26 protein-coding genes are annotated in these 26,221 nt (G+C 43.6%); all 26 read right to left on the bottom strand.

Translation table 11 applies throughout. The annotated features are described in order from the left end of the window. Positions 1-145: 145 nt before the first annotated feature. Complete coding sequence (gene argJ / locus G9U52_RS29215; RefSeq protein ID WP_166154393.1) at positions 146-1,327, bottom strand: bifunctional glutamate N-acetyltransferase/amino-acid acetyltransferase ArgJ; 1,182 nt, start codon at positions 1,325-1,327, stop codon at positions 146-148. A gap of 81 nt (positions 1,328-1,408) precedes the next feature. Continuing rightward, positions 1,409-2,458: an N-acetyl-gamma-glutamyl-phosphate reductase gene (gene argC / locus G9U52_RS29210; RefSeq protein WP_166154295.1), complete on the bottom strand. Its 1,050-nt coding sequence runs from the start codon at positions 2,456-2,458 to the stop codon at positions 1,409-1,411. Positions 2,459-2,878: 420 nt separating this feature from the next. Further along, the gene (locus tag G9U52_RS29205) at positions 2,879-3,769 is read right to left on the bottom strand and encodes a YitT family protein (RefSeq protein ID WP_166154391.1); all 891 of its coding nucleotides are present in this window, start codon (positions 3,767-3,769) and stop codon (positions 2,879-2,881) included. A 359-nt stretch (positions 3,770-4,128) separates the two neighbouring features. Further along, positions 4,129-5,245, bottom strand: a protein-coding gene (gene prfB / locus G9U52_RS29200; protein WP_207953281.1) for a peptide chain release factor 2 whose coding sequence is annotated in 2 segments (ribosomal slippage) — positions 4,129-5,172 and positions 5,174-5,245 — 1,116 coding nt in all. Because the reading frame shifts where the segments join, the coding sequence is not laid out codon by codon here. A 62-nt stretch (positions 5,246-5,307) separates the two neighbouring features. Next, positions 5,308-7,821, bottom strand: coding sequence for a preprotein translocase subunit SecA (gene secA, locus G9U52_RS29195; protein ID WP_166154293.1), 2,514 nt, complete (start codon positions 7,819-7,821; stop codon positions 5,308-5,310). Between the two features lie 172 nt (positions 7,822-7,993). Then, complete coding sequence (hpf, locus tag G9U52_RS29190) at positions 7,994-8,539, bottom strand: ribosome hibernation-promoting factor, HPF/YfiA family (RefSeq protein ID WP_166154291.1); 546 nt, start codon at positions 8,537-8,539, stop codon at positions 7,994-7,996. 220 nt (positions 8,540-8,759) lie between these two features. Beyond that, positions 8,760-8,957 (bottom strand): cold shock domain-containing protein, encoded by a 198-nt coding sequence (locus G9U52_RS29185; protein ID WP_166154289.1) that lies wholly within the window; start codon positions 8,955-8,957, stop codon positions 8,760-8,762. A 338-nt stretch (positions 8,958-9,295) separates the two neighbouring features. Then, positions 9,296-9,637, bottom strand: coding sequence for a flagellar protein FliT (fliT, locus tag G9U52_RS29180; protein ID WP_166154287.1), 342 nt, complete (start codon positions 9,635-9,637; stop codon positions 9,296-9,298). After that, positions 9,634-10,035: a flagellar export chaperone FliS gene (fliS, locus tag G9U52_RS29175; RefSeq protein WP_166154285.1), complete on the bottom strand. Its 402-nt coding sequence runs from the start codon at positions 10,033-10,035 to the stop codon at positions 9,634-9,636. Before fliS ends, fliT begins: the two co-directional genes overlap by 4 nt. A gap of 20 nt (positions 10,036-10,055) precedes the next feature. Beyond that, complete coding sequence (gene fliD, locus G9U52_RS29170; RefSeq protein WP_166154283.1) at positions 10,056-11,561, bottom strand: flagellar filament capping protein FliD; 1,506 nt, start codon at positions 11,559-11,561, stop codon at positions 10,056-10,058. A gap of 22 nt (positions 11,562-11,583) precedes the next feature. Continuing rightward, complete coding sequence (locus G9U52_RS29165) at positions 11,584-11,982, bottom strand: flagellar protein FlaG (protein ID WP_243767630.1); 399 nt, start codon at positions 11,980-11,982, stop codon at positions 11,584-11,586. Positions 11,983-12,036: 54 nt separating this feature from the next. Next, positions 12,037-13,242: a UDP-4-amino-4,6-dideoxy-N-acetyl-beta-L-altrosamine transaminase gene (gene pseC, locus G9U52_RS29160; RefSeq protein WP_166154281.1), complete on the bottom strand. Its 1,206-nt coding sequence runs from the start codon at positions 13,240-13,242 to the stop codon at positions 12,037-12,039. An 89-nt stretch (positions 13,243-13,331) separates the two neighbouring features. Then, on the bottom strand, positions 13,332-14,279 hold the full coding sequence (locus G9U52_RS29155; RefSeq protein ID WP_166154279.1) for a dTDP-glucose 4,6-dehydratase: 948 nt from the start codon (positions 14,277-14,279) through the stop codon (positions 13,332-13,334). Between the two features lie 20 nt (positions 14,280-14,299). Then, positions 14,300-15,355 (bottom strand): pseudaminic acid synthase, encoded by a 1,056-nt coding sequence (gene pseI / locus G9U52_RS29150; RefSeq protein WP_166154277.1) that lies wholly within the window; start codon positions 15,353-15,355, stop codon positions 14,300-14,302. Between the two features lie 18 nt (positions 15,356-15,373). Further along, positions 15,374-15,952, bottom strand: coding sequence for a formyltransferase family protein (locus G9U52_RS29145; protein ID WP_166154275.1), 579 nt, complete (start codon positions 15,950-15,952; stop codon positions 15,374-15,376). Further along, a complete protein-coding gene (pseG, locus tag G9U52_RS29140) occupies positions 15,949-17,031 on the bottom strand; it encodes a UDP-2,4-diacetamido-2,4,6-trideoxy-beta-L-altropyranose hydrolase (RefSeq protein WP_166154273.1) in 1,083 nt (360 codons plus the stop codon). Before pseG ends, G9U52_RS29145 begins: the two co-directional genes overlap by 4 nt. Positions 17,032-17,038: 7 nt before the next feature. Next, a complete protein-coding gene (locus G9U52_RS29135; RefSeq protein ID WP_166154271.1) occupies positions 17,039-17,764 on the bottom strand; it encodes a cytidylyltransferase domain-containing protein in 726 nt (241 codons plus the stop codon). 16 nt (positions 17,765-17,780) lie between these two features. After that, positions 17,781-18,806 carry a polysaccharide biosynthesis protein gene (locus G9U52_RS29130; RefSeq protein WP_166154269.1) on the bottom strand — a complete coding sequence of 342 codons (1,026 nt, stop codon included), beginning with the start codon at positions 18,804-18,806 and terminating at the stop codon, positions 17,781-17,783. A gap of 33 nt (positions 18,807-18,839) precedes the next feature. Continuing rightward, positions 18,840-19,580 (bottom strand): cytidylyltransferase domain-containing protein, encoded by a 741-nt coding sequence (locus tag G9U52_RS29125; protein WP_166154267.1) that lies wholly within the window; start codon positions 19,578-19,580, stop codon positions 18,840-18,842. Continuing rightward, positions 19,567-20,634 (bottom strand): hypothetical protein, encoded by a 1,068-nt coding sequence (locus G9U52_RS29120; protein WP_166154265.1) that lies wholly within the window; start codon positions 20,632-20,634, stop codon positions 19,567-19,569. The genes G9U52_RS29125 and G9U52_RS29120 overlap by 14 nt, the downstream gene beginning before the upstream one ends. Continuing rightward, positions 20,549-21,847, bottom strand: coding sequence for a DegT/DnrJ/EryC1/StrS family aminotransferase (locus G9U52_RS29115; protein ID WP_166154263.1), 1,299 nt, complete (start codon positions 21,845-21,847; stop codon positions 20,549-20,551). The genes G9U52_RS29120 and G9U52_RS29115 overlap by 86 nt, the downstream gene beginning before the upstream one ends. Continuing rightward, positions 21,840-22,856 carry a Gfo/Idh/MocA family protein gene (locus G9U52_RS29110; protein ID WP_166154261.1) on the bottom strand — a complete coding sequence of 339 codons (1,017 nt, stop codon included), beginning with the start codon at positions 22,854-22,856 and terminating at the stop codon, positions 21,840-21,842. The genes G9U52_RS29115 and G9U52_RS29110 overlap by 8 nt, the downstream gene beginning before the upstream one ends. Before the next feature lie 14 nt (positions 22,857-22,870). Further along, on the bottom strand, positions 22,871-23,581 hold the full coding sequence (locus G9U52_RS39460) for an acyltransferase (protein ID WP_207953280.1): 711 nt from the start codon (positions 23,579-23,581) through the stop codon (positions 22,871-22,873). 12 nt (positions 23,582-23,593) lie between these two features. Then, entirely contained in the window at positions 23,594-24,241 is a 648-nt protein-coding gene (gene hisH, locus G9U52_RS29100) for an imidazole glycerol phosphate synthase subunit HisH (RefSeq protein ID WP_166154260.1), read from the bottom strand. A 34-nt stretch (positions 24,242-24,275) separates the two neighbouring features. Beyond that, positions 24,276-25,397, bottom strand: coding sequence for an N-acetyl sugar amidotransferase (locus G9U52_RS29095; RefSeq protein ID WP_166154258.1), 1,122 nt, complete (start codon positions 25,395-25,397; stop codon positions 24,276-24,278). 33 nt (positions 25,398-25,430) lie between these two features. After that, positions 25,431-26,219 (bottom strand): imidazole glycerol phosphate synthase subunit HisF, encoded by a 789-nt coding sequence (hisF, locus tag G9U52_RS29090; protein ID WP_166154256.1) that lies wholly within the window; start codon positions 26,217-26,219, stop codon positions 25,431-25,433. Between the last annotated feature and the right edge of the window lie 2 nt (positions 26,220-26,221).

Raw genomic sequence — 26,221 nt, 5'->3', positions numbered from 1 at the left:
CTCCCTATAGGGAGGGCTCCAAGGACTGTGCCCTCTGGACTCCCCTAAAGACCGAGGAAGATCGATACTAGTGGTGGTGCTTAATTGCTGTGTGGTTACATCCGATGGTTAGCCACCCAACAACAATCTATATTTATTAAAAGCCTTACGTCCGGTAAGCGGCGTTGATCCGCACGTAATCGTACGTAAGATCGCAGCCCCAGGCTGTGGCATGCTCGTTGCCCATATTCAGGTTCACGTGAATCACGACAAGCTCGCCTTTTAAATATTCGGCAGCTTGTGGTTCGTCAAATTTGATCGGGCGCGACTGCTCAAGCACCGAGATATCGCCTAGGCGGATATCGACGGTTTCCGTGTTAACGGGCTGCCCGGCGCGACCAACGGCCGCAATGATCCGGCCCCAGTTCGCATCAGCACCGAAGCAGGCCGACTTTACCAAGCTTGAGCCGATGACCGTTTTGGCGATGGCCCGAGCCGCGTTTTGCGTCTCGGCTCCCGTCACGCTGACCTCGATCAGCTTGGTTGCGCCTTCGCCGTCACGGGCAATCGCTTTCGCCAGGTATTCGCCGACATAGCGGAAGCCCGCTTCGAACGCGGCCCAATCGGGATGTTCCGGCGTCAAACTCTCGTCGTTGCCTGCGAGGCCGCTAGCCATCACAATCACCATATCATTGGTGCTCGTATCGCCATCAACGGTAATCATATTGAACGTTGAATCGGTTACGCCGTTCAATAGCTTTTGCAGCTGGGCGCTCTCGATTTTGGCATCAGTTGTCATAAAGCCAAGCATCGTTGCCATATTCGGGTGAATCATCCCCGAGCCCTTCGCCGAACCCGCAATATGTACCGTCTTGCCGCCGACGGTCAGTTGCACACACGTCATCTTCTGTACAAGGTCGGTCGTCAGAATTGCCTGGCAAAAATCCTCGCCGCCATCCGCCTTCACCTGCTGTGGAAGCTTCTCGATACCGCCCAATACCTTCGGCATCGGCAGCAGCTCGCCAATCACGCCAGTCGACGTTACGCCGACCAAATGCTCGGCAACGCCGAACGCTTCAGCCGCAGCAGCACGCATCCCGCGGGCGTCTTGGTCGCCCTGCTTGCCTGTGCAAGCATTCGCATTGCCGCTGTTCACAAGCATCACCTGCAGCTTGCCCTCTACAGCAACGCTCTCGCGTGTCACATGCAGTGGCGCCGCTTGGAACGCATTCAGCGTGTAGACGCCAGCCGCCTGGGCGGGCACCTCACATACAATAACACCTAGATCGAAGCGGCTCGTTTTTTTCAAACCGCAGTGCAGGCCTCCAGCGCGAAAGCCTTGGGGCATGGTTATCGAGCCTTGGGGCACGACCGTATATAAATCATTTATTTGCTTACTCACTTATTCATCTACTCCTCATCTGGTCCATTAAGGGTATACTGGTGTGAAAGCGAGCCCTGCCGCTTCATCCCAGCCCATCATTAAATTCAAGTTCTGGACCGCTTGGCCGCCGGCCCCTTTAACGATATTGTCGATCACTGAAATAATCGTTAGCCGCCCTGTACGCTCATCGAACGAAATCCCGATGTCGCAGTAGTTGGATCCCCATACTTCCTTCGTTGCCGGCCATTTGCCTTTGTCGCGAATCCGTACAAACTGCCGTCCTTCATAATAATGGCGATAAAGCTTTATAAGTTCATCCTCAGTATGCTTCTCTTTCAGATTAACATAGATCGTTGATAAAATCCCACGTGTCATCGGTACCAGATGTGTAGTAAAAGTGATCATGACCTCCTCACCGGCTACACGGCTAAGTGCCTGTTCAATTTCAGGAGTATGCTGGTGTTTATTCACTTTATAAGCCAAAAAGTTTTCGTTAATCTCAGAGAAATGCACGCCTAAACCCAAGCCTCGGCCCGCTCCGGACACACCGGATTTCGCATCCACAATAATGGAGCCCAGCTCCGCCCAGCCCTTTTTCACGATAGGCATTAGCCCCAGTAAAGTAGCTGTAGGAAAGCAGCCTGGATTGGAGATCAGTTCAGAGCCCTTGACCTCTTCGCCAAACACTTCAGACAGTCCGTACACAGCCTTAGCCACATAAGCCGGATCAGCGGGTTTGTGCTTATACCATTTTTCATACACTTCGCCGGACTTCAAACGGAAATCACCGGAAAGATCAACAACCTTCAAACCAGCTTCCAGCAGCTTAGGCGCCAATTCACCCGCAACACCATGAGGCGTCGCCAGAAACACGACATCCGCTTTATCTTTAATCAGTCCCACATCAATAGCATCGAGTGTGTCCTGTACAATTTGATTCAAATGTGGATAACTGTCTGCAATCGGCGCACCCGCGTTGGATGAAGAAATAACCGATGTGATTTCCACATGAGGATGTGTCAGCAGCAAACGAATAAGCTCCACCCCACCGTACCCTGTTGCCCCAATTATAGCCGCTCTTAATTTCGTAGACATAGCCGTCCCTCCAAACATAAAGTATGTATTATTATACATTTAAAAGAATAATAATTCAATCGATAAATCCAATGCACAGCATAATTGGTCGATCCTGCGAGCTTTCCTATAAATTTTATCACTACCCGCCCCCAAAAACCACATAACCCCATTATTATTTAAAAATACGAGATCTGGCGCTATACGCATCCTCCATTTAATAGATCATACGATCGGAAGCAAGCGTTAACGAATCCTCGCACCAAAAAACCGTCGGGATTGGCTCCTGCGGCTTCAAGGCTTTGTGTCCAGAACCATAATAATTGCCTTCGATAAGATCACAAACTCAAGCATCTAGCCGTCCATCTCCGCATTTGTTTATTTCAAGGCCTAAAATCTATTATGTAATCGCTTACTAGTACTCATCACTGTGGGCATCCATCAGCGAGAACCCTCAAACTTAAATCCCTCCCCCAACACCTCATTTGTATCACTCAAAATGACAAAAGCGAGCGGATCCACCGCCTTTACCAAATCCTTCAAACGACTGACCTGCGTCTGTCCTACTACGACCATCAACACCGTCCGCTGCTCCCCTGTATACCCTCCTGTAGCTTGCAGTTGTGTTAGTCCACGATCCATCTCGAGCAATATTTTCTGGCGTATCGCTTCCGACTCTTCCGATATAATAAACGCCACCTTCGAGTAGCTGAGTCCGATTTGCACAATATTAATGGTCTTCCCCGTCACGAACAGTCCAATTAGCGCAAATAATGCTTTTTCTGGTGAAAGCACAAAACCCGCTGCTACGATAACCAGCCCGTCCAGCATCGCCATCGACAGCCCCAAACTTAAACCGGTATACTTATGCACAATCTGTGCTGCCAAGTCCAGTCCACCGGTTGACCCCTTTCCACGAAAAACAAGACCAACACCAATGCCAATCAGAATGCCGCCGTAAATGCTGGCCAACAACAAATTATTCGTCAACGCAGGCAGGCCTCGCGTCATCAATATGATTAGCGGCAGCAGGAACGAGCCTACCGCCGTCTTTAGCCCAAAATGCCCACCTAATAAATAAGTGCCAAACACGACCAAGGGAATATTCAATACCCATTGGGTAATCGCTGGTTCGAAGCCAAATACCGACTGCACAATAATACTAATTCCCGATACACCGCCAGAAGCGACCTGGTTCGGGCTTAGAAACATATTAAAGCTTAAGGCAATCAATAAGGAGCCTAGTAACAAAAGCCCATATTCCACTACCACATCACGCCGAGTGCGGCGCCGCTGCCGCTCTACGCTCCGCTCACGCCTCTGTACCCTCATCACTTGAGCCACCACCTATCCGCCTCGCTCGCGGGATTAACACTGCTTCTACTCTGCTACAACTTGTTTCCACACTGGATTGATTTTGGATTGATTTTGGATGGACACTGGACTGGGCGAGCCCATCCACCCAGCCACACCGCCCCATCTAATCGAAAAGCACAAAAAAATCCTACCCACCACTACGCCTGGACAGCCATCCTTGCAGAAGGATAGCAGCAGCATATGCTGCCCTATCTTTTACAAGTTAGGTTGACCGACATCTATGATGTGTAGGATTTACTTAAATGGCTTTAATTATGAACTTGAGTTTGATTACGAACTTGTGCTGACCTTAACCTGCTGCTGCAGCATCAAACCTATTCAGCTACTTTAGGTTCGATCTGCATTCGCAAGTAAGCATCGATAAAAGCATCCAAATCGCCATCCATGACAGCGCCAGTGTTGCCCGTTTCTGCCAAAGTACGGTGGTCCTTCACCATACTGTAAGGATGGAACACATAGGAGCGAATTTGGCTACCCCAGGCAATATCCGCCACTTCGCCGCGAATCTCGGCGAGATGCTTAAGCTGCTCCTCGATCTTTCTTTCATAGAGCTTGGAACGAAGCATCTTCATCGCTTTTTCCCTATTCTTAATCTGGGAGCGCTCCTGCTGGCAGCTTACCACAACCCCTGTCGGCATATGCGTGATCCGCACGGCCGAGTCGGTCGTATTGATATGCTGCCCACCTGCACCACTCGCACGGTACGTATCGATTTTCAAATCCTCCGTGCGGATATTGATTTCAACATCGTCGTCAATTTCAGGCATAACGTCGCAGGATACGAACGAGGTATGGCGGCGTCCCGATGCATCAAATGGCGAAATCCGCACCAGTCGGTGCACGCCTTTTTCCGCCTTCAGGTAGCCATACGCGTTGTAGCCTGTAATCAGCAAGGTCACGCTTTTCACACCTGCCTCATCACCAGGCAAATAATCGAGCACCTCGACCTTGAAGCCCCGCTTCTCCGCCCAGCGCCTGTACATGCGCAGCAGCATCTCTGCCCAGTCCTGCGACTCTGTACCGCCTGCACCCGGATGCAGCTCCAGGATCGCATTCAGCTTATCATAGGGCTGGCTTAGCAACAGCTGCAGCTGGAAGCTGTCCAGCTTCTTCACCAATGCTGTAATGCCCTGCTCGATTTCGACCGCCATGCTGTCGTCATGCTCCTCTTGAATTAGCTCCACCAGCATTTCCAAATCCTCATACTCGGCGGCCATACCCAGAAAATGATCCACATCGCCTTTAATCGCGTTCATTTCGGCGATCAGCTTCTGTGCCTGGTCCGTGTCATCCCAGAAATCGGGAACTGACATCTTTTCCTCATAGTTCGCGATTTGCTCCAGTTTTAGATCTAAGTCAAAGGGACCCCCTAAGCTCAGCCAACCGCACTGCTGTTTCCCGCAAATTTTGCTTTACCTCAGGCTCTAACATATCGTTTGCTCCTTCATTACGCTTATAAAGCGATGTTACCAGCTGCTTCATCAAGCCATGCTTTACGAAGCACCGTGGCATTGTTTGTACTTCTTGCCGCTGCCACAAGGGCATACATCGTTGCGGCCAACCTTGTCGGCTTCATTAGTCACCGCAGGCTTCTTAGGAGCAGGCTCCCCAGAGGTAACGGTCGCATTAATTTCCACGACAGCCTGACGCTCCAGGTTCATTTCTACATGAGCCTTCATGATGTAAGTGGCTACTTCCTCCTGAATGCTCTGGATCATCTCCTGGAACATCGCGAAGCCTTCGAATTGGTACTCACGCAAAGGGTCGGTTCCGCCGTATGCACGCAAATGAATCCCTTGGCGCAGCTGATCCATCGCATCGATATGATCCATCCATTTGGAATCTACAGCGCGAAGCACCACGACTTTCTCAAACTCACGCATAAATTCTTCGCCGATCATTTGCTCGCGCTCTTCATAGATGCGCTGTACAACGTCTTTGATATATTGCGTAATTTCGTCGCTTTCCTTGCCCCAAAGCTCATCCTTGGACAGCTGGCCTTCTTGCAGGAAGGTTCCATTGGCGTAATCAACAATCGCCTGCAGATCCCATTCCTCGGGAACCAGGTCCGACGGGCAATGCGCTTCTACAATGCGTTCCACAACAGGCAGGATCATGCCTAAGGCAATATCACGAATGTTCGCCGATTCCAGTACCTCACGGCGCTGCTTATAAATAATTTCCCGCTGCTGGTTCATCACATCATCGTACTGAAGGACCACTTTCCGCACGTCAAAGTTATTGCCCTCCACGCGCTTCTGCGCGGATTCAACCGCACGTGAAATCAGCTTGCTTTCAATCGGCTGGTCCTCTTCGAAGCCTAGGCGATCCATCATGCCCATGATGTTCTCCGCACCAAAACGGCGCATCAGCTCATCTTCCATCGACAGGTAAAACTGCGAGGAGCCCGGATCGCCTTGCCGTCCAGCACGACCACGCAGCTGGTTATCGATCCGTCGGCTCTCATGCCGTTCTGTACCTATAATATGCAAGCCGCCAACTTCAGGCACACCTTCGCCCAGCACAATATCCGTTCCCCGTCCAGCCATATTCGTAGCGATGGTTACGGAGCCTGGCTCGCCTGCGCGTGCCACAATCTCTGCTTCTTCAGCATGAAATTTTGCGTTAAGCACCTTATGCTGGATCCCTTTGCTTTTAAGCATGTCGGATAAACGTTCGGAATTCTCAATCGAGATCGTGCCGACTAGCATCGGCTGCTTGTTCTGGTGGCGTTTCACGATCTCTTCAACAACCGCACGGAACTTGCTGTTTACCGATTTATATACAATATCGGGGCCATCAGCACGGATCATTGGACGGTTGGTTGGCACCATAATCACGTCTAGACCATAAATTTTCTTGAACTCTTCTTCCTCCGTCTTGGCAGTACCCGTCATGCCCGAAAGCTTGCGGTACATCCGGAAGTAATTTTGGAACGTAATCGTTGCCAGCGTCATCGACTCATTTTGAACCTTTAACTGCTCCTTGGCTTCGATCGCTTGGTGTAAGCCCTCGCTATAGCGGCGGCCTGTCATCATACGCCCTGTAAATTCATCCACGATGATGACTTCTTCATCCTGAACGACATAATCCACATCACGCCTCATAATGATGCGCGCCTTCAAGGCTTGTGTAATATGGTGGTTGATCGTCACATTCGCATGGTCGAACAAATTTTCAATATTGAAAGCTTGCTCACCCTTGCTAACGCCAGCCTCTGTCAATGTAACGGAACGTACCTTCACATCGACAATATAATCTTCCTCATCCTTTAACCGGCTCACAAAGCGGTCTGCCATATAGTACATATCTGTAGATTTGGCAGCTTGTCCGGATATAATGAGCGGTGTTCTTGCTTCATCGACCAAGATCGAATCCACTTCATCGATCACAGCAAAATACAATGGACGCTGCACCATTTGCTCTTTGTACAGCACCATGTTGTCGCGCAGGTAATCGAAGCCAAACTCATTGTTCGTTCCATACGTAATGTCACGCGAATAAGAAATTTGCTTCTCCTCGTGTTCCAGTGTATTGAGGTTAACGCCTACACTCATCCCAAGAAACTCATACACCTTGCCCATTTCGGAGCTATCGCGCTGTGCCAAGTAATCATTTACGGTGACTACATGCACACCTCTGCCGAGTAGCGCATTCAAATACACGGGTAAGGTTCCAACAAGGGTTTTCCCTTCCCCAGTTCTCATTTCTGCGATCCGGCCTTCGTGAAGCACCATGCCCCCGATTAATTGCACATCGTAGTGGCGCTTATTCAGCACACGCTTGGAAGCTTCCCGCACTACAGCAAAAGCCTCTGGCAGCAGGTCATCCAACGTCTCGTCCTTTTCCAAACGCTCACGGAATTCGGCGGTTTTGTTTTTCAATTCTTCGTCTGTTAAAGCCTCAATCGTCGGCTCTAGCTTGTTGATAACTTCGACAGTTTTCCACAATCGCTTGACTTCTCGCTCGTTGTGGTCTCCGAATATTTTTTTAACGAGTCCTAGCATGGGCTCATCTCCCTTTTATAAAAACGGTTTACCTTAAATTGTAGCAGTTTGCAGCGCTAGTCGCAACAACAGCCTTATGCATCTTTACTATCATTGTACATAGATTTGGTGTTTATTCTTTAAATCGCCAAAAAGAGCCTACCTTTTCAGGCAAGCTCTTTTATGTATGCATCTATCTGGCTGGCTCGATTAAGCCGTATTTGCCATCGTCACGCTTGTATACCACATTAACTTGCTCGGTGTCCATATTGGAAAATACGAAAAAGCTATGGCCAACCATGTTCATTTGAAGAATGGCTTCATCGATATCCATCGGCTTCATCATAAAGCTTTTGGTTCTTACCAATTCATAATCTTCATCTTCGTCTTCAAATTGCGAAGGTGCATCCACTCTCAGAATGTCGCGAAGGCCGCCCTCTTGGCGAGTCTTCCGGTTCACCTTAGTTTTATGCTTGCGTATTTGCCTTTCCAGCTTGTCTGTCACCAGATCGATGGAAGCGTACATATCATTATTTTTCTCTTCAGCCCGTAGCATGACTCCTTTTAACGGAATCGTCACCTCTACAGTTTGTAATCCTTTAATAACGCTCAATGTTACATTTACGTCGGAAGTAGGGGGAGTTTCAAAGTACTTTTCGAGCTTTGCCAATTTCTTTTCAACATAATCTTTTAATGGTTCAGTTACCTCAATGTTTTGTCCGCGGATGTTGAATTTCATGTGTACTTCTCCTCCTTTCATGAATCTAGTATACTACACTCCATAACAATCTTCAAAAAACGTTTACATTCCCACTCCTCATCTTAACCATTATCCTCTAACTTCAAGCAGTTTCGCTCCAACAAAAACAACACCCCAGGAGACCTCCCAGAGTGTTATTTAGATGCTTCTTTTCATTCAAACCCTATTATGTATAGCCAAGAACCTATAGTGCCATAGGTTACAACTTCGTAACGTTAGCAGCCTGTTGGCCGCGAGCGCCTTCTACAATATCGAATTCAACCGCTTGGCCTTCATCCAATGTTTTGAAGCCCTCCGTTTGGATCGCGGAGAAATGGACGAATACATCGCCACCATCTTCACGCTCAATGAACCCATAACCCTTTTCTGCATTAAACCATTTCACTTTACCTTGCATGCCCAACATTCCCTTCTATTCGTGAGTAACTGCAATTAAGTAACTACGATTTGTACCTGCCATTTGAATATATCACCCGCACTTTCCAAGTGTCAATTTCAACAGCGATTGTTGGCCAAATATTTAGAAAATTCAAGTATTAACAATACGTTAATAACTAATTCACAGGCAAGAATTCGCGATTTATAAGCTTACATTGCTGTTTTCAACAAAGTTATACACAGAGTTATCCACATTGTCCACAGTTTTTCAAGGTTCATTGTAGGATATCAGACAAACGACAAAAAACCGCACAAATGTTTTGTACGGCACCCTGAAGCATATGAAGCTATCATTATCTACTTTTTCTTGTTAAAAAAAACACTATCTATCGTGTATTCTTTATCATATACCTGCTTGTACTTCTCCGCGGCTTGAAACTTCTCAATGGCCTTTTGTGCTTCTACCTTGAATACCATCATCTTGGCACAGAGCAACTTATCCTGCTCCAGAATCCCCAGGATACTGGATCTATAAAGAGCCAAATCGGAAGGCTCCTGCACCCGTTGGAATTCAGCCAATAATTGATCGCGTTCCTCTATGAAATCCGCTAAATCTTCATAGCTTGCAGATTCTAGCCGCTCGACCATTTGATTGGTAGTAAGCTCGACGTGGCGCACGATGTCTTCTGCCTCACTCATGCTTGATTACCAGTACCTGTGCGCGTTGCATTGTTTGCTTTCGCAGCTTGAATCCAGGTTTCCTTCAATTCGACGAAGTATTGGATCACTTCCTCGATAGGCTCTACTTCTTTCTTCGTATTCGCTTGAACCAGCCGGAAAAGAAAATAATCATACAGCTTTAATAACCCCTCGGCTACCGGTGCATTGGTGTCAAGCGTGATTACGAATTCATTAATAATATCCTGGACCTTACCAATCTGGGTATTAGCCTCAATGTAGTCCTGCTTCTGTATAGCCAGTATAGCAAGCTTGCAGAAACGCATAGCACCATCGCACAGCATGATTAATAATTGAGCAGGCGATGCAGTCTGAATGGCATTTTCCAAATACTTGTTGACTTGCAGATTATTAATCATGAATGCCTCCTCATACAACCTTAGCTAGTACCAAGCTGGCTTAACAGGTTTTCCCCCTGGGAGTTCAATTTATTGAGTGCTGTCTCCATAGCTGTGAACTGCTTGTAATAGTTATCTTCGATTGTGCTCAATCGTTTAAGCTTAATGGTCATCTCGCTATCAATATCATAAATTCTTTTGGACAACTGGCTATCGTCATAAGAAATATTAGCGAGGCCTGCTTTCTTGGTTAAATCGGTAAGTCCACTATTTAATTGTGTATACAATCTTTCGCCAACCCCGGCTTTAGAAGGACTGTCATCTGTCGCATCCCCAGTAAAAATCGCTTTCACTGCATCCGGATTCGCTTCAATCGCTTCTCGTAGCTTGGTCTCATCGATATACATTTTCCCGTTCTCATAGTACTGTCCTGTGCTGATCCCAATGGATGCGAGTGAATTATATTTATCCGATCCGGAATCCACTATAGCTGTCATGCTTGACCTTAAGGTACGGGTCATGCTGGCGAGAATCGGGTCATTACGCAGAAGCCCTGCCTTCGCTTTGCTTTCCCAGCTTTCGATTTGCTTCTCGGACAGTGCTTCTTTCTGCTCCGTGGTCAAGGGCAAATAGTCAGTATTTTTGGTTTCGGTGCTTTTATCATTCAGAGTTTTCAAAACATCATTGTAATCATTGATAAAAGTTTTTACCGATTCCATGATCTTATCGGCATCGGATTTGGTGGAGATTGTAGCTGCAACTCCGCCCTCTTTTTTAAGAGTAACTTCGATCCCGTTTACGGTAAAAGTATTGCTTGTGCGGGACGTAGTTAAGCCGTTAATTTTCACTTCCGCATCAATACCGCTATCCACATCGGGGGAGCTTCCCCCAACTTGAAAAACAGTCTTCAACAAAGCGCCCTCAAATACAATATTGGCCTCCTTGCCGCTGGAACCATTTGTTTTACCACTGTTGTTTGCCATGAAGGCAATTTTATTCTCAACAGAGTCATAAAATGCCGTTACATTGGTGTCTTTATTAATTTTGGCAATGACATCATTTAAGGATTCCTTAGAAGAATCGAATTGAATCTGTGTTCCGTTAATCTTGAATGTCACAGTTCCAGAAGACAAAGTACCCTTTGTGAGGTTTTCACTCTGACTTGCGAGAGGCTTAGTAGGATCAAATTCAGGCGTTGTAATCTTTTCCGCACTTCTCTCAGAAGCTGCAACCGCCAACTTCACCACTTCGATTTTTAAATTGGTGTTAGTAGCACTCGCTGTCCCTTTTGCTGAAACGGCATCCAAATTTCCCGTTATACTCACGGTCTTTGCGTTAAAGGTGCTTTCCTGTTTGAAATTAAAGAGCTTTGTGTTACGGAACTCAGTCATCTTCAAGTTGATGTCTCGAAGTGCATCCCGCTGCCATTCAGCCGTCTGTTTCTTTTGACCTAGCTTATCGTAGGGAACCCTTTGCGCTTGCATGAGCTTAGTAACGGTTCCCTCTGTATCAAATCCACTGGATAACCCACTAATTCGCATTACCATAACGCTTCACCTGCCTTTACCTTTATCTTCGCTCGTCTACCATAATACCTGCCAATTCCCAAAGCTTGGCTACCATATCCATGGTCTTCTCAGGTGGAATCTCACGAATGATTCTCCCAGTGTCTTTCTCTAATACCTTAACCATAATTCGGTTGGTTTTCGTGTGAATAGAGAACTCCAGAGAAGTTACACTGCCCTCAACCGCCTTAATTGCACGGTCAATCGCTTTAATAAGCTGTTCATCACTGACAGAGACATGCTCTCCTCTGGACTCAGCCGACTTCATATCCCTGACTGACTGAATATTGGCCATAGACGATTCGACCATACTATCGCTTGTACTTTTAACTGGAGCTTGTGCTGGAGAACTCGGTGTTACCCCATAATTTGACATCCCTGTTGTAGTGAAATTTGCTTCCATGCTAATCCCTCCAACACTCTTTATAATCCTTATCGGCTAAAAAATAAGATTACATTAGATGGAAATGGGTTTTTCTAAAAAAAATCCGATTATTTTTTTCGTCGCTTCAATAACATCCTCTACGTCCCGATCCGACATCTTGGGGTAAAGCGGAAGCGTAAGGGCTTCCTGGTAGTAGTCCTCAGCATTGGCACATTGCGACTGTGCATAACCAAGCTCCTCATAATAAGGCTGGTTATATACCGGAATATAGTGGACATGAACCCCAATATTTTCCGCCCTATAGGCAAGGAACAACTCTTTTCTACCGGCTGGATACAAGCTTAGATCAAACCGAAGAATATATAGATGCCAGCTGGAGTTCGCATCCGGATGCTGGTAAGGGACAGTGATACCAGGCAGATCCCCAAAGGCCTCCGTATAACGGGCAGTAATTGCCCGTCTGCGGGCTACGAAGCCATCCAGCCTATCCATTTGCGACGTACCCAGGGCTGCCTGCAGGTCTGTCATCCGGTAATGGTAGCCTAGCTCCTGCATTTCGTAATACCAAGGTCCTTCGTCATGGTGTAGCAACTCGGGCTCCTTCGTAATTCCATGGCTGCGGAATAGAATAAGCTTCTGGTAAAACGCTTCATTATCCGTTACAATCATTCCGCCTTCAGCTGACGTTACATGCTTAACCGGATGGAAGCTGAACATCGTCATGTCAGCAAGCGTCCCCACTTTCTTCCCTGCGTACTCAGCACCCAGAGAATGGGCAGCATCTTGAATAATAACAAGCCCATGCTGGTCAGCCAGCTCCCGGAATGGCTCCATGTGTACCGGTTGTCCGGTGAAATCTACAGCGATAATCGCTTTGGTTCGAGCTGTTATTTTACGTTTTGTGTCTTCTGGGCACAGGTTGTAGGTATGAGGATCAATGTCTGCGAATACAGGTGTGCCTCCTTGATACAGCACACAATTGCTGCTTGCAACAAACGTGATCGGCGTTGTAATGACCTCATCACCTGCACCAATGCCTGCCGCATAACAAGCCCCGTGCAATGCTGCCGTTCCACTGGAAAAGGCTACCGCATATTTCACACCTACATAATCGGCAACAGCCCGTTCGAACTTGTCGATCTCAGGACCCTGCGTAATAAAACCGCTGGTCAAGCTGCTTAATACAGCTTGTATATCCGCTTCATTAATCCATTGCTGACCATAATATAGCATTTGGCTCCGAACCGGTTGTCCTCCATACAGCGCAAGCTTATCCATGCATCCGAGCCTCCGTTTTTCGTCCTATTGCTGAAAAGTTCAGAGAATAAACGACCCGCCCCCAGACGAATCGCCTAACTGGATACCACTTACATTAAATAACTGGTGCGAATCCATTTCTCCGTTAAAGCAATGCCTTCTTCCAATGTGACCTTCGGCTCCCAGCCTAATAAATCCTTAGCCTTGCTGTAATTGCACAGCAGCTTTTGGATCTCGCTTTGCGGGTGAATATGCTCGACATGCTTAATGCGCGAAGCATCGCCGACAATTAGCTCCGCCAGATCATTAACTGAAATATCACGGCCCAATCCCGCATTTACAATATGTCCATCCACTTTATCAGTGAAACCAGACTCCACAACAAAGCGGGCGCAGTCCTCTACATATAATAAATCTCGTGTCTGTGTACCTTCTCCGTATATATTCACATCAAGGCCAGCCAGCTTGTTTTTGATAAAGATCGCCACAACCCCGCCTTCACCGCCTGTTTTCTGAAACGGGCCATAAGTATTAAAAGGACGTATAACTACCGTAGGCAAGCCGTAAGCGTAATAATAAGATAACACCATATTTTCAGCGGCGATCTTAGCCCCTGCATAAGGTGAAGCTGGCTTGATCGGATGAAGCTCCGTAATGCCTGTCACATCCGTGCAACGGTCATACACCATGCAAGTACTCATAAAGACCACTTTGGTGTTGTGCTTGCGGCACTGCTCCATTACATAGAACGTGCCTATCGTATCGTTGTTAAAGGTCGTTCTTGGATCGTCTATGGAATCCTGGACGTTAATTGAGGCTCCGAGGTGGTAGCAAATTTCAAATTCCGTTTCATCAAAAAGCTCAGCCAATAGCTGCTCGTCCTTAATGTCACCAACAACAAAACGTTTAAGCCCTGGATGGTCGATAAGCTCTTCGAGGTTATCTTTGCGTCCATTGGACAAGTCATCAAGGATGGTGAGGCTATGCCCTTCTTCAAGAAGACGCTTAGCAACCCATCTGCCAATAAATCCGGCGCCGCCTGTTAATAAAATATTCATGGTCTTATATCCCCTTTAAATTACAATAGTAAATCCCAAGAGAGCGGCGTGCCTTTACGGACATCGGCCTTAACGGATTTTCCGAGCAGCTCGCTCAAGTGCTTGGGCGGCAACCCATAGCCGGGACGTATGGCGCGAAGATTATGTGCCGTAAATATCTCCCCAGCCTGCATATCCTTGGCTACATACAAAGATCGACGAAATTGAAGCGATGGCTTCTCACGCTCGGATGGGCCATAACTAACCACGCCCATAGCTTGCCATGCACGCTCTGATTCTACAACAAGAGACTGTAGCTCCTCGGGCTCCAAGGAAAATGTCGAATCCACCCCACCATCTGCCCTTCTTAAAGTAAAGTGCTTCTCAATAACCGTAGCTCCAAGCGCAACAGAAGCTACGGATGCACCTACGCCCATCGTATGGTCAGATAAGCCGACTTCACATTGAAACAGCTGGCGCAAATGCGGGATCGTCGCTAGGTTAGAGAACTCCGGAGTAGCCGGATAGGTGCTTGTGCATTTTAAAAGCACAATATCCACACATCCTGCCTCACGAGCTGCCCTCACAGTTTCATCCAGCTCTGCCACTGTAGCCATCCCCGTAGAAATGATCATCGGTTTGCCAGTAGCGGCCACCTTACGGATGAGCGGGATGTCTGTGTTCTCAAAGGAAGCAATCTTATAAAGGGGCACATCCAGTTGCTCAAGGAAATCAACAGCCGTTTCATCAAACGGCGTACTGAAACCGATCATCCCAAGCTCCGTGCACCTATCAAAAATAGGCTTATGCCATTCCCATGGCGTATAAGCCTCTTGATAAAGCTCATATAATGACTTTCCTTTCCATAAAGAATCAGAAGTGGAAATATAAAAGTCCTCGCTTTGGAGGTCGAGAGTCATTGTATCTGCTGTATAGGTTTGCAATTTAAGAGCATGGGCCCCAGAGCTAGCAGCAGCTTCGACAATTTGTAACGCTCTTTCTAACGAATGATTATGATTACCTGACATTTCAGCAATAATAAATGGAGGTGCGTCTATTCCTATTCTTTTAGTATCTACCTTAAATGATTTTGACAATACTGCCACCTCCTGTTATTAATCCATATCTCTAGCTCTGCCGACCAATTTTGATATAGGGGTTTCCCATCCCTCAGTCAAATATTGCTCATATTGAGCTTTATCTTTCATTCGATGTATGCTGCCTCCAATTGGTTGGGGGTAAGCTGCGATTTGACAATCTCTTATACCGACCCAATCTTTTTTAAACAACTCTACAATGCTGCTCTCTAACTTATTATAACTTGAACTTAGTGTGTCATTATTGTCCATTATAACTTCTTGCTGGACGAGAATTTCTCCTGTGTCAAGACCATAGTCAATGTAATGTATGGTAACTCCTTTAGGGGTATCTTCAAGAAAGCTCCAAAGATTAGGATCTGATCCTTTATTCCAGGGTAGGAGGGAAATGTGTAGATTAATAATTCTTTGAGGGAAAAGGTCGATAATCGTTCTCTTAATTAAATGCCTATATCCAAAAGAAACAATAAACTCAATTTCCTCTAATATCGTAGATTCCAAACTTATTATTTCTTCAGTATGTCTCACTTCATCGCCTTGTAATTCCATATGAGATATTAACATCTCTCTCTTGGGACCAAGATATAAAACTTTCATTTTTTTAATACCTCATTCATTAAAATAGATGCAACAATCTTAGCACCAAATCCATCCACAAATTGCATAGCCTTTTGACTTGCTTCAGCTACATTTAATTCACCGGACATAAATCTTTTCAATCCATTTTGAATTTGTTGTTTATCGACGATTTGAGAAAGACCTATATAATGGTCTATTCCATAATGATCTAACGAGCTTGCTATTTCTATCTGGTTATCTGCAATGGCAATGGTAATTCCCGGCAATCCCATAGCAAGCCGCTCCCATGTAATTGTACCACCTGAACATATAGCAAGATCACTATTCAACATCAATTCACTCATGTTATTTGCTTGGATATGAAGTTCTGTCTTAGGTCGAGATGTACACAGCTTTTGAACACTCGAACCATGGGGGTTATACTTTCCAATTACAACATCGATATACAAGTCTCTAAATATTCCTTCGCTAAGAGCATTTATCACTTTCGATGTTTCATTCCCAGGATCAGTTCCCCCAAAGCATACCAACACTCGTCTTACTGAGTCACGAGGTTTAACATGGGTCTTATTGTCCGTAAACTCGCTTCTTATTAATGCATATTGAGGACCAAGCAATTTCCTGCAATCCGGAGGAACTAAATTATCATACCTGCTTTCCATATCCAAATAGAGATTCTGGTCTACTAACACACTACAGCTATGTTGACGGTCGGCAAGGTCGTCTATGACCAATAACTTGTCAATCTTATGCAAAATTCTCTTCTCCCATATCGCATCCAAGCTGTAATGATCCACTATAATTGCATCATACAATTCATCACCAAGTTGCAGATGGTTGACTGTCATAGCAGCGTCATCATTTGGGTCTATCGGTTCCCTTAAATTGGGATTTTCATCTATATAAACACAGGGATAATTTTTCTCCCTAATATAACTGCCAAGATTTCCTGGAAGATTCCTACAAAAAAAAACTACTTTCCCTTCTAACTTTTCCAACTCATCTGCCAATGTAAGGCATCTCATTATATGGCCAGTCCCTAAATGAATAGAAGAGTCTGCCCTAATCGCAATTCTTATTTTATCCTTTGTCTTCATCGTTATATCACACTTTCTTTTGCTCAACCTGTGCATTTATTAATGGTAAATCCGGATCTCTTTTCATCTCATCTATCACATCATGCCAAGAAAAAAACGCTTTAGGATCATATAAGCGATCATATATCTTCTCAATCAATATCCAATCTTCAATAGTATCGAGTGTCCATCTAAAATGTGAATAATCCGTTTTATTTACCCATTGGGATATAGTAAATAAATGAGGATTTCTGTATATAAAAGGAGTTACATGCTCACGATACTCTTCTTTAAATGCTAGATCATTAGCTTTATTCAGAGCCTCCATAGTAAAAGCCTCTACATCCAGCCCACGAGGAAAAGTTCTTTCGATAGTGTTGCTGCTATAATCGACAGCTTGAGTCAAATAATTGGAGATAATACTAGAACAAACATCAGGATCAATTAAGGGACAATCGGAAGTTACACGTATAATATGATTGGCTCCGCTTTCTATGGCTGCCAGATTATAACGTGATAGCACATCATTCTCGCTACCACGTATACATCTGCTATTGTATTTATATGCTTCTTCTTCAATAGCATCATCCATACTCAAGTCCGTCGTTGCTACAATCACTTCATCAATGTTCGGTATGGCCTGAGTTCTCAAAAGAACATGCCCTAACACTGTATGATCGCAAAGTTTTCTTAATACTTTCCCAGGTAACCTTGTAGAGCCCATTCGAGCTTGTATAATCACAACTGTTTTCATTTCGTATCACTCTACCTTAACTATCATCATGATTGAACAAATCATTTTCATGTAACATATCTTCTAGTTCAGCCCTCCCAATAGGATTAACATTATGGGAGCTGTAGCTCGCTTGCTGGGCCGGCCTTCCACCATCATATTCCAGATGCTTTCCCAAAAAATGATTCGGAATCACAAACATATCCGGTAACTCTATCGCATTGTTGGCTTCTTCAATGGTCATAAGCTCTTCAAACATTTTTTCTCCAGGCCTTAACCCAATCTCTTTAATAGTTACATCATTGAATGGAATTTGATGCTTCTCTGCCATTTCCTTTATAATAACATCGGCAAGATCTTTTAGCTTGATCACAGGCATTTTAAGAACAAAAACTTCCCCACCTAATGCCCTTATCATTGCCTCAACGGTTAAATTTGTTGCTTCTTTTAGTGTCATCATAAACCGTGTCATTGCCAGATCTGTTACAGTAACTTCTCGTTTGTTACTTATTTGCCATTTGAACAAAGGAATGACCGACCCTCTTGATCCCATGACGTTACCAAATCTTACTGCGGCAAACACCGTATCGCGGGGACCCGTTTGATTTTGTGCTGAAGCTATTAATCTCTCTGCCATTAATTTGGAAGCTCCATAAGTATTCGTGGGTGCTATAGCCTTGTCCGTACTAGTAAAGATCGTTTTTTTTACAGCATTGTTTAATGAAGCCTGTATAACATTTTGCGTACCTATAATATTAGTTTGCACGGCTTCAAATGGATTATATTCACAAGAAGGTACATGCTTCATAGCGGCGACATGAAATACATAATCTATACCATGCATAGCCCTATTCACCCTGTCAGGGTCTCTAACATCACCAATTAGATATCTTATATTATCATACTCAGTATATCGCTGTTGTAATTCGAATTGTTTATGTTCATCACGGCTTAGAATTCGAACCACTTCAGGACAACCCATCAAAACAGTCTGTAGCAAGCTTTTACCTATTGTGCCTGTCCCACCTATTATTAATATTTTTTTATCTCTGAAGAAATTCATTTTTATCTCCCCTCGAGCTAGCGAACATTAGGATCATCTAGCTTTCTTCTGTTCAATATGCTTATTTATCTGGGTTAGCTCAGGGTTTATTTCCAAGTATTTTATAATATCATACAAAGTAAAATCTGGGTTGTGAGTATACAATGCATTGTAAATTTGGTTAATAAGTTTATAGTCATCCTCAGTGTCTAATGTTAATCTATATTCTGGATGCCTAAGAAAAAAAGGAGCCTCAACGTTAGACAGCTTATACTCCTCAGGGTGTTCATACAAATACAAAGAAACGTGTTCACGATCAGCAGGATCTTTCGTTATTTGTTCAACATGCTCCAGCACACTTGCTCTGAAAATTTCCACGCTATAACCTAGTGGATAGGTCCGCACGAGATGATTTCCAACATAATCAAGGTAAGGTTGCTCCAGCATCCTTTGAATAACAGCATCGATAGCCTCTGCATCAATCAAAGGACAGTCACTGGTAACTTGTACAATCCATTCTGAATCAAATGCCTTGGCTGCTTCTACAGTCCTTTGCAATACATCTTCTTCACTTCCACGATAACAATGAACTTTTTGTTCGGATGCTGTTTGTACAACGACATCATCCTCAGGATTTATCGTTGTTGCTATAATGATCTCATGAATATATTTAGATTTCCTAAGACGTTCTATTAAGCGCACTAATGATGGTTGCCCACATAACTCCATTAAAACCTTACCAGGTAGTCTGGAAGAGGTCATTCTTGTTGCAACCACTGCATTAATTTTTCCCATTATGAAACACATCCTCTATGAATAAAGCTACTCGTTCTGTGGATTTACCATCCAACCAAATATGGGTTCCGTTTGGTCTTTTTTTTCTTGAAATTAAAGAAAAGTTAGATAAATAATGCACTAATTCTACATATTCATGTATTTGTGCAGATAATCCCAGCTTATTCGTTATGGACATATCCGCTTTCCGCAGGTTGGGCTGATAGCTTACTGTAGTTTTCCCCATTAGAACAGCGTGCAGAAGCGCCATAGAGCTCATTCCAATAATTAATTCATACTTTGGAACCAAGTGAAGTAAATCACCTTCAACAGCTAATAATTGATATTTTTCCTTAAAAGATAGATCATCCTTAGGATGAAACTTTACATGAATTTTCATATCCGCTTCATTAGCAGCATTAATCAAAGATTCAAGTACTGAATATTCCGTATAACCCAATGCATCGTTGTATAATAAAGATAAAGGTTGAGATAAAAACAAGATATTGGCATTAACTACCCCATAAATTTCATTCTTCTGCTCATGGTCATTATGAATATAAACGTCTAAGCCAGGGTGACCCAACACTCGAATTATTGAATCAGACACACCATCCTTTATTGCTTCTTGCTTAGCCAGCTCATCCATAACAATATAAAAATCGGGTGTTATTCTATCATTTGATTGATCCATCAGTCTCATTGAATAATTACTCCAGTAATCCAATATGGAGATAGTAGAAACATTATAAGACTGACATAAACGAATAGCCCGTAGTTCAGCATCCGTTCCCCAACTTGTACCCGTTACCAAAACAGCTATATTGCCAAGTTCCAATTGCTGGCTAAGGTATTGAAATAAGTCAATTTCTGTTATGGCATATTCCTGGAGAAGAACTGCCGCAGGACCGACACAGAAATAATTAGCAGGTTTATCCTGTTCTTTTAGTCTATTAAAAACAGGTCGAGTAACATCGCAACCTCCGGGATCATGTGCGAGAAACAGTATATGCCTCATATTCAAGGAGCTTGCCTCTTTCCATCCAAATTTTTTGAATGGCTTCCAACGCATCATCGATATCGGACTCCTTATAAGGAAGTCTGCAAACGTCGGCGATCACTACCTTTTCTTCATACATGGCCTCTGTTACTGGACATAGGCCTTTTTGATAATCTTGCGTGGGCTTTTCAATCAATGAGAATGGATATTGTGTTTGGTTGTATACTTTTTTATGCTGGTACATAGGGATCAGATAAATCGGTTTTACGTACCCTATCCCTAATGGATATCCTTCAGCATTCATGGCCTGAGCAAACGTGCTTCGTGAAATACCCCAATCTTCTTTATTGTATTGTATTGGATATATATAATAAGAATGTTCATACCCATCAGGTACAACGACACCTTTCAACCCGGTGAACTGGTTAAGTCCCGAAGTAAACTGCTGTGCGAGCCTCCGCCTTTCCACCAGAAAGTGATCTAGCTTTTTAAGCTGCTCGATGCCAATAGCCGCATGCAACTCTGTCATTCGATAGTTCGAACCGAGTACCACCGTTTCATAATCGTTTAAATCATCCACGACTGCCTCACCATGATTTCTAACCAACTGACAATTCCGAGCCAACTCTTCGTTATCTGTTAGAAGCAATCCGCCTTCACCACTATGAATAACCTTGTGATAATTCAGGCTAAAAACCCCAATATCACCAAAAGTACCAGCAAACTTCCCATTAATAGTAGCCCCCGGACCTTGTGCATTATCTTCGATAACAAAAAGCCCGTGTTTTCGTGCAATCGTAATAATTTCATTTAGAGCCGCAGGTAAACCGAAAATATTAGCAACCATAATAGCTTTAGTATTAGGAGTGATCCATCGTTCAATCTGAGTCGGATCTAAATTATAGGTTATCGGATCAATATCAACAAATACTGGCACAGCGTTATTCATAACGATAGCTGTTGCTGAAGCAACCATCGAATATGGAGTTACTAATACTTCGTCTCCCGGTCCGATACCACATGCTGCTATAGCTGTATGAAGAGCGGTTGTAGCAGAATTAACCGAGATGGCAAATCGAGAACCAAATTTCTGTGCGAATACCTGCTCCATTTCTAAAACCTTCGGACCTCCTAGAAACTTATCTCCTGCACGTCCATAATAAGCAGATAAACAACCAGAATTCATAACAGCCAAAACAGCTTCTGTCTCTTCCGATCCCATAGTATTTACCCATGGAATACTTGCTTCGCGAACAGGATTGCCTCCTAATAATGCTAATTTACTCAAGGTTAGTCACCACTTTCTCTCTGGAGCCATGGTTGTTATATGATTTCATTAGTGCCTCGGCTACATATAACGGATAAATTCCATCTCTAAATTCGCAAATAGGCGATTCATAACCATTTAAAACATTATGAAGATGTGCTACTGCGTTCTTTAATGCTGAATCAGCCAATAAATGTTCTTCAACCTGATCCTCTTCCAAGTTTTTTAAATCTGTAAATAAAGGATGGTCACCCACTCTTAGATATTTGATTATATCACCACTTCGCGTAATTTCTATCTTGCCCCCCTCAAAATACAGATCTATTTCAAACATATAATAATAACTATCATTGAATGCCTCCGCGAAACCAACAACCGATTCTCTACATAAGAATTCGAACGTAAATGATAACTCCCCACTGACTTCAGATGAAGTGTATGTTTTATGAAGAACTCTTACATCGCTAATAGCTCCCACTAAAAAACGTATTAGATCGAATAAATGCGCTCCTGTATTATAAATTCCTCTAGTATAACGTATATGGATTTTTTGGAGTTCCCCATATTTTTTACTAGTGATTTCTTTTTTTGCATGTTGGATCCCTTTGTTCCATCTCCTAGTTAAATTAGGAATGAATTTTCCAGGAAACACTTCTAAGAGAGCAGATATTTCCTCGCAATCCTGAATACTTTGAGCAACTGGCTTCTCACAGAAGATAAGCTTTGTACTCGTATGATTTACAATGTGATCAATTATCTGGACCCTCGAGTTTGCATGCGTACACAAACTGATTACATCCAAAGGATGTTGTTGAGCAAGCATATCAAGGTAATTTTCATAAAATTTTGTGGAAGGAGCCTTTTGAAGCAGATAAACCTCTTGACTAACACGTGTATCGGATGCAGCAACCAATTTAAAATTATCATTTTGTGTGTATGCAAGTGCATGACTGGAAGGGGATGATCTTTGGGGGTCAAAATCATACATCAAACCAATATTACCAAGACCAATAATAGCACACGTATGCATAAGCTCTCTCCTTGTTAATCCCGATACTTTTTAACCGTCGACGGTACGCCTACATTTATGGAATACGGGGGTACTGACTTGTTGACTATAGCACCAGCTCCCACAATCGACCCTTTTGAAATCCGGACGCCTTTTAATATAACTGCACTATAGCCTATCCAGACGTCATCCTCTATAACAATTGTACCGCTTGCTCCAGTTTGTTGGTTCATAGGGATATCCCGACGTTCGAATCCATGGTCAATTTCATTAATAAATACCATTGGTCCAAATATAACATCGTCACCAATTCGTATGTCTCCATCAAATATACACCCTTGTGATATTATAGTTCTATTGCCGATTATCATGGTCGATGTTGGGGTTGACTTCAGAGTCGCACCTTTAACAATCCTAACATTATCTTTAATTATTGTTAGTCTGCCACCTCTTATTTCTACAAATCGATCTATTGATGTGTTATTACCGATATGAATTTCTCCATCTGGATAAGAGTATAACTGACAATTGAGACCTAAAAAAACATTGGATCCGATTGTAATTCTATTTCCATTCACTACATGTATACGGTTAGGAGCGTAAAAGTCTCCAGCTACAGATTTAAATTTCTTTTTGTTCCACCACGTATACATCTTACCTTTTACTAACAAAAAAAAACGATTTATTCTATTGATTGTTGTCTCAGATTCCTTAGTGGATATAAGGTGAGTCCCATCATCCCGCATAGCTTCACCGCCTTACAAATAATTAATAGCTGCTGCAGTATGGTTGATAAAGTTCCTAAGCATTTGTATTCCGTTATTCTGACTTTTCTCCGGATGAAACTGGGCTGCATATATATTCTTGTGCTGAATGGTAGAAACAAACTCAACTCCATATTTGCAGGTAGACCCCACATAATTTACCTCTCTGCAATCCACATGATAACTATGTACAAAGTAATAAGAGGATTCACCTTCAATATTATCAAATAACGATTTCTCTCTAATCACTGGATATACATCATTCCAGCCCATGTGGGGTACTCTCATCCCTTCCTCCAATTCCAACCTTCGTACGGAAGCTGGCACCCAACCTAGACCTTTAAAGTGACCGTGCTCATAGCTATCTTCCGCTATAAGCTGCATTCCGAGACAAATACCCAAGAAAGGTTTGCCTTCAGCTAAAACCTCTTCATGCAATAAATCTATCAAATTCAATGCACGCAAATTATCCATAGCTACAGAAAACGCACCTACTCCTGGCAATATTAATCTTTTTGCATTCATTATATCCTCTTTATGATTCGATACCACTACACTGCAACCGATCAATTCAAAAGCACGCAGAACTGACATCAAGTTTCCCATACCATAGTCAATAATACACACATCATGTTCTGCCATATTCAATCACCTATTTAAATTATTTATAATTCATCTAGCCTTTATCCCAAATATTTTCCTTTATCCATTTACCTTTTGAATTTTGAGACCACACTCTCGCATCCCTGAAAGTATCTGCAACACGGTCAAACTCTTCTTCTGTCATTCCAACATAGTCTAACCACTTATACAGATCACTAGATTTGACATCATCATATTTTCTAACCATTTCAATACCTTCTTCTCTAGTCATAATGCCTGCGCGTATATCTTTACACGCATGATCCGTCGCCCTACCATACCCAAATTTAACATATTTCAAATAGTCCTTAATTCCATTCTCATATATATCATCTAAATTGGAAATATTTCTATAGGTTCTCTCAAATACTACATCAGATGTTTCCCATCCATATTCTTCAATAACCAATTTGGCGTGGTCATTAGCTTCCCAATACACATAGTTATTAAGATAAATCCCTCTAACTCCAACTTCGTCCAATTCATCATCTGTAGGATATTTAGCCCATAGGAGATCCTTTTCAGTAAGTCCTTCTTGATTAACCATATCGTGCCAATCATATCCTCTTTGGGCATGTTCTAACCGAAACTTGGCCGTCATCTCAATAAAATCCTTATGACTATACATACCACCTAAATCCATAAAGCCATGTTCTCCCCAAATAATGAGAGGAATTTTATGCTTCACTGCCATTTGTACAGGATAAGTAAATATTCCAGTATGATAATGCCAATTCATATCACCCATCTTGTAGAAAGTAAGCCGATTAATAGCTGATAGAACACGTTTGCTTGGACGGAAAATAAGATGATCACAATCAAATACTTCTCTCATCTTAAACAGGTTACGTTCGGCTGCTGGAATAAAATTATCATGGTAATAGGTGACTAGCAAAGGCTTTAAACCATATATTTTTGTTGCCACATGAACTTGGAAATAACTATCTTTACCGCCACTGACGGGAATGATGCAGTCATAATTATTACCGTTCGTTCTATAATCTTCAAATAATTCGCCCAATAATTTACCTCGATGCTCCCAGTCTAACTCATGTCTTTGTGCAGAAACTCTACATCCCGAACAAACACCATGTTCATCGAATGTTAAAGGAGTTGCTGCAATCGCAGGATATACACAACGCGTACAATATTGCATAAAAAAACCTCCTCTAGTTGGTTGGCTCTTACCTTATCTAACGTTCACACCAGCTTGCTTCATTGCCTTCTTGCCCCGTCGATCTGTAAGTTCCATAAAGTGAAAAATATTAGCCGCGGCAACCGCGGAAGCGCGACCTTCTATAACACCCTTTGCATAATCCTTGAAGCTTCCAACTCCACCAAGTGCAATGACAGGCAAACTTGTGGATTCGGATACCAGCTTGATTAATTCAAGATCGTATCCTTCGGCTGTTCCGTCCCTATCGATCATATGCAATAATATTTCTCCGGCACCCAGCTTCTCCATCCGCTGTATGCACTCAACAGGGGTTTCCCCCGTTGCTTTTCTGCCATGATCGTAATAAACCTCATATTTTCCTTCAGCATTCCTTCTTACATCAATAGAAATGACGATGCACTGGCTTCCATAAATCAGTGCCGCTTCTTGAATCAACTCCGGCATCTCAAAGGCTGCCGTATTGATCGCGACTTTATCGGCTCCACGCTTCAATCTTTCCCGGATATCTTGAATCGAACGAATACGCCCACCTACTGTAAGGGGCATAAAGCAGGTCTTTGAAACCTCTTCAAGCACCGTCAAAATATCCATCGCACTCTTAACACGAGTATCGTTGCGCTGTCCATAATAAACATCATCTTCACTTATGTCCAAGTAAATGAGTTCATCCACGTTCCAATGATTAAACCGCTCGACTTCATGTACCGGATTGCCAAGGATCTGGTGGATAGAGAAATTCTCACTTCTAACGAGGTACCCGTCTTTCAAGAGAAGAACGGGAATCAGTCTATTCTTAACCATCC

Source organism: Paenibacillus agricola, assembly GCF_011440305.1.
GTDB classification, from domain to species: domain Bacteria; phylum Bacillota; class Bacilli; order Paenibacillales; family NBRC-103111; genus Paenibacillus_S; species Paenibacillus_S agricola.
This window is presented reverse-complemented; position numbering and strand designations above follow the sequence as displayed.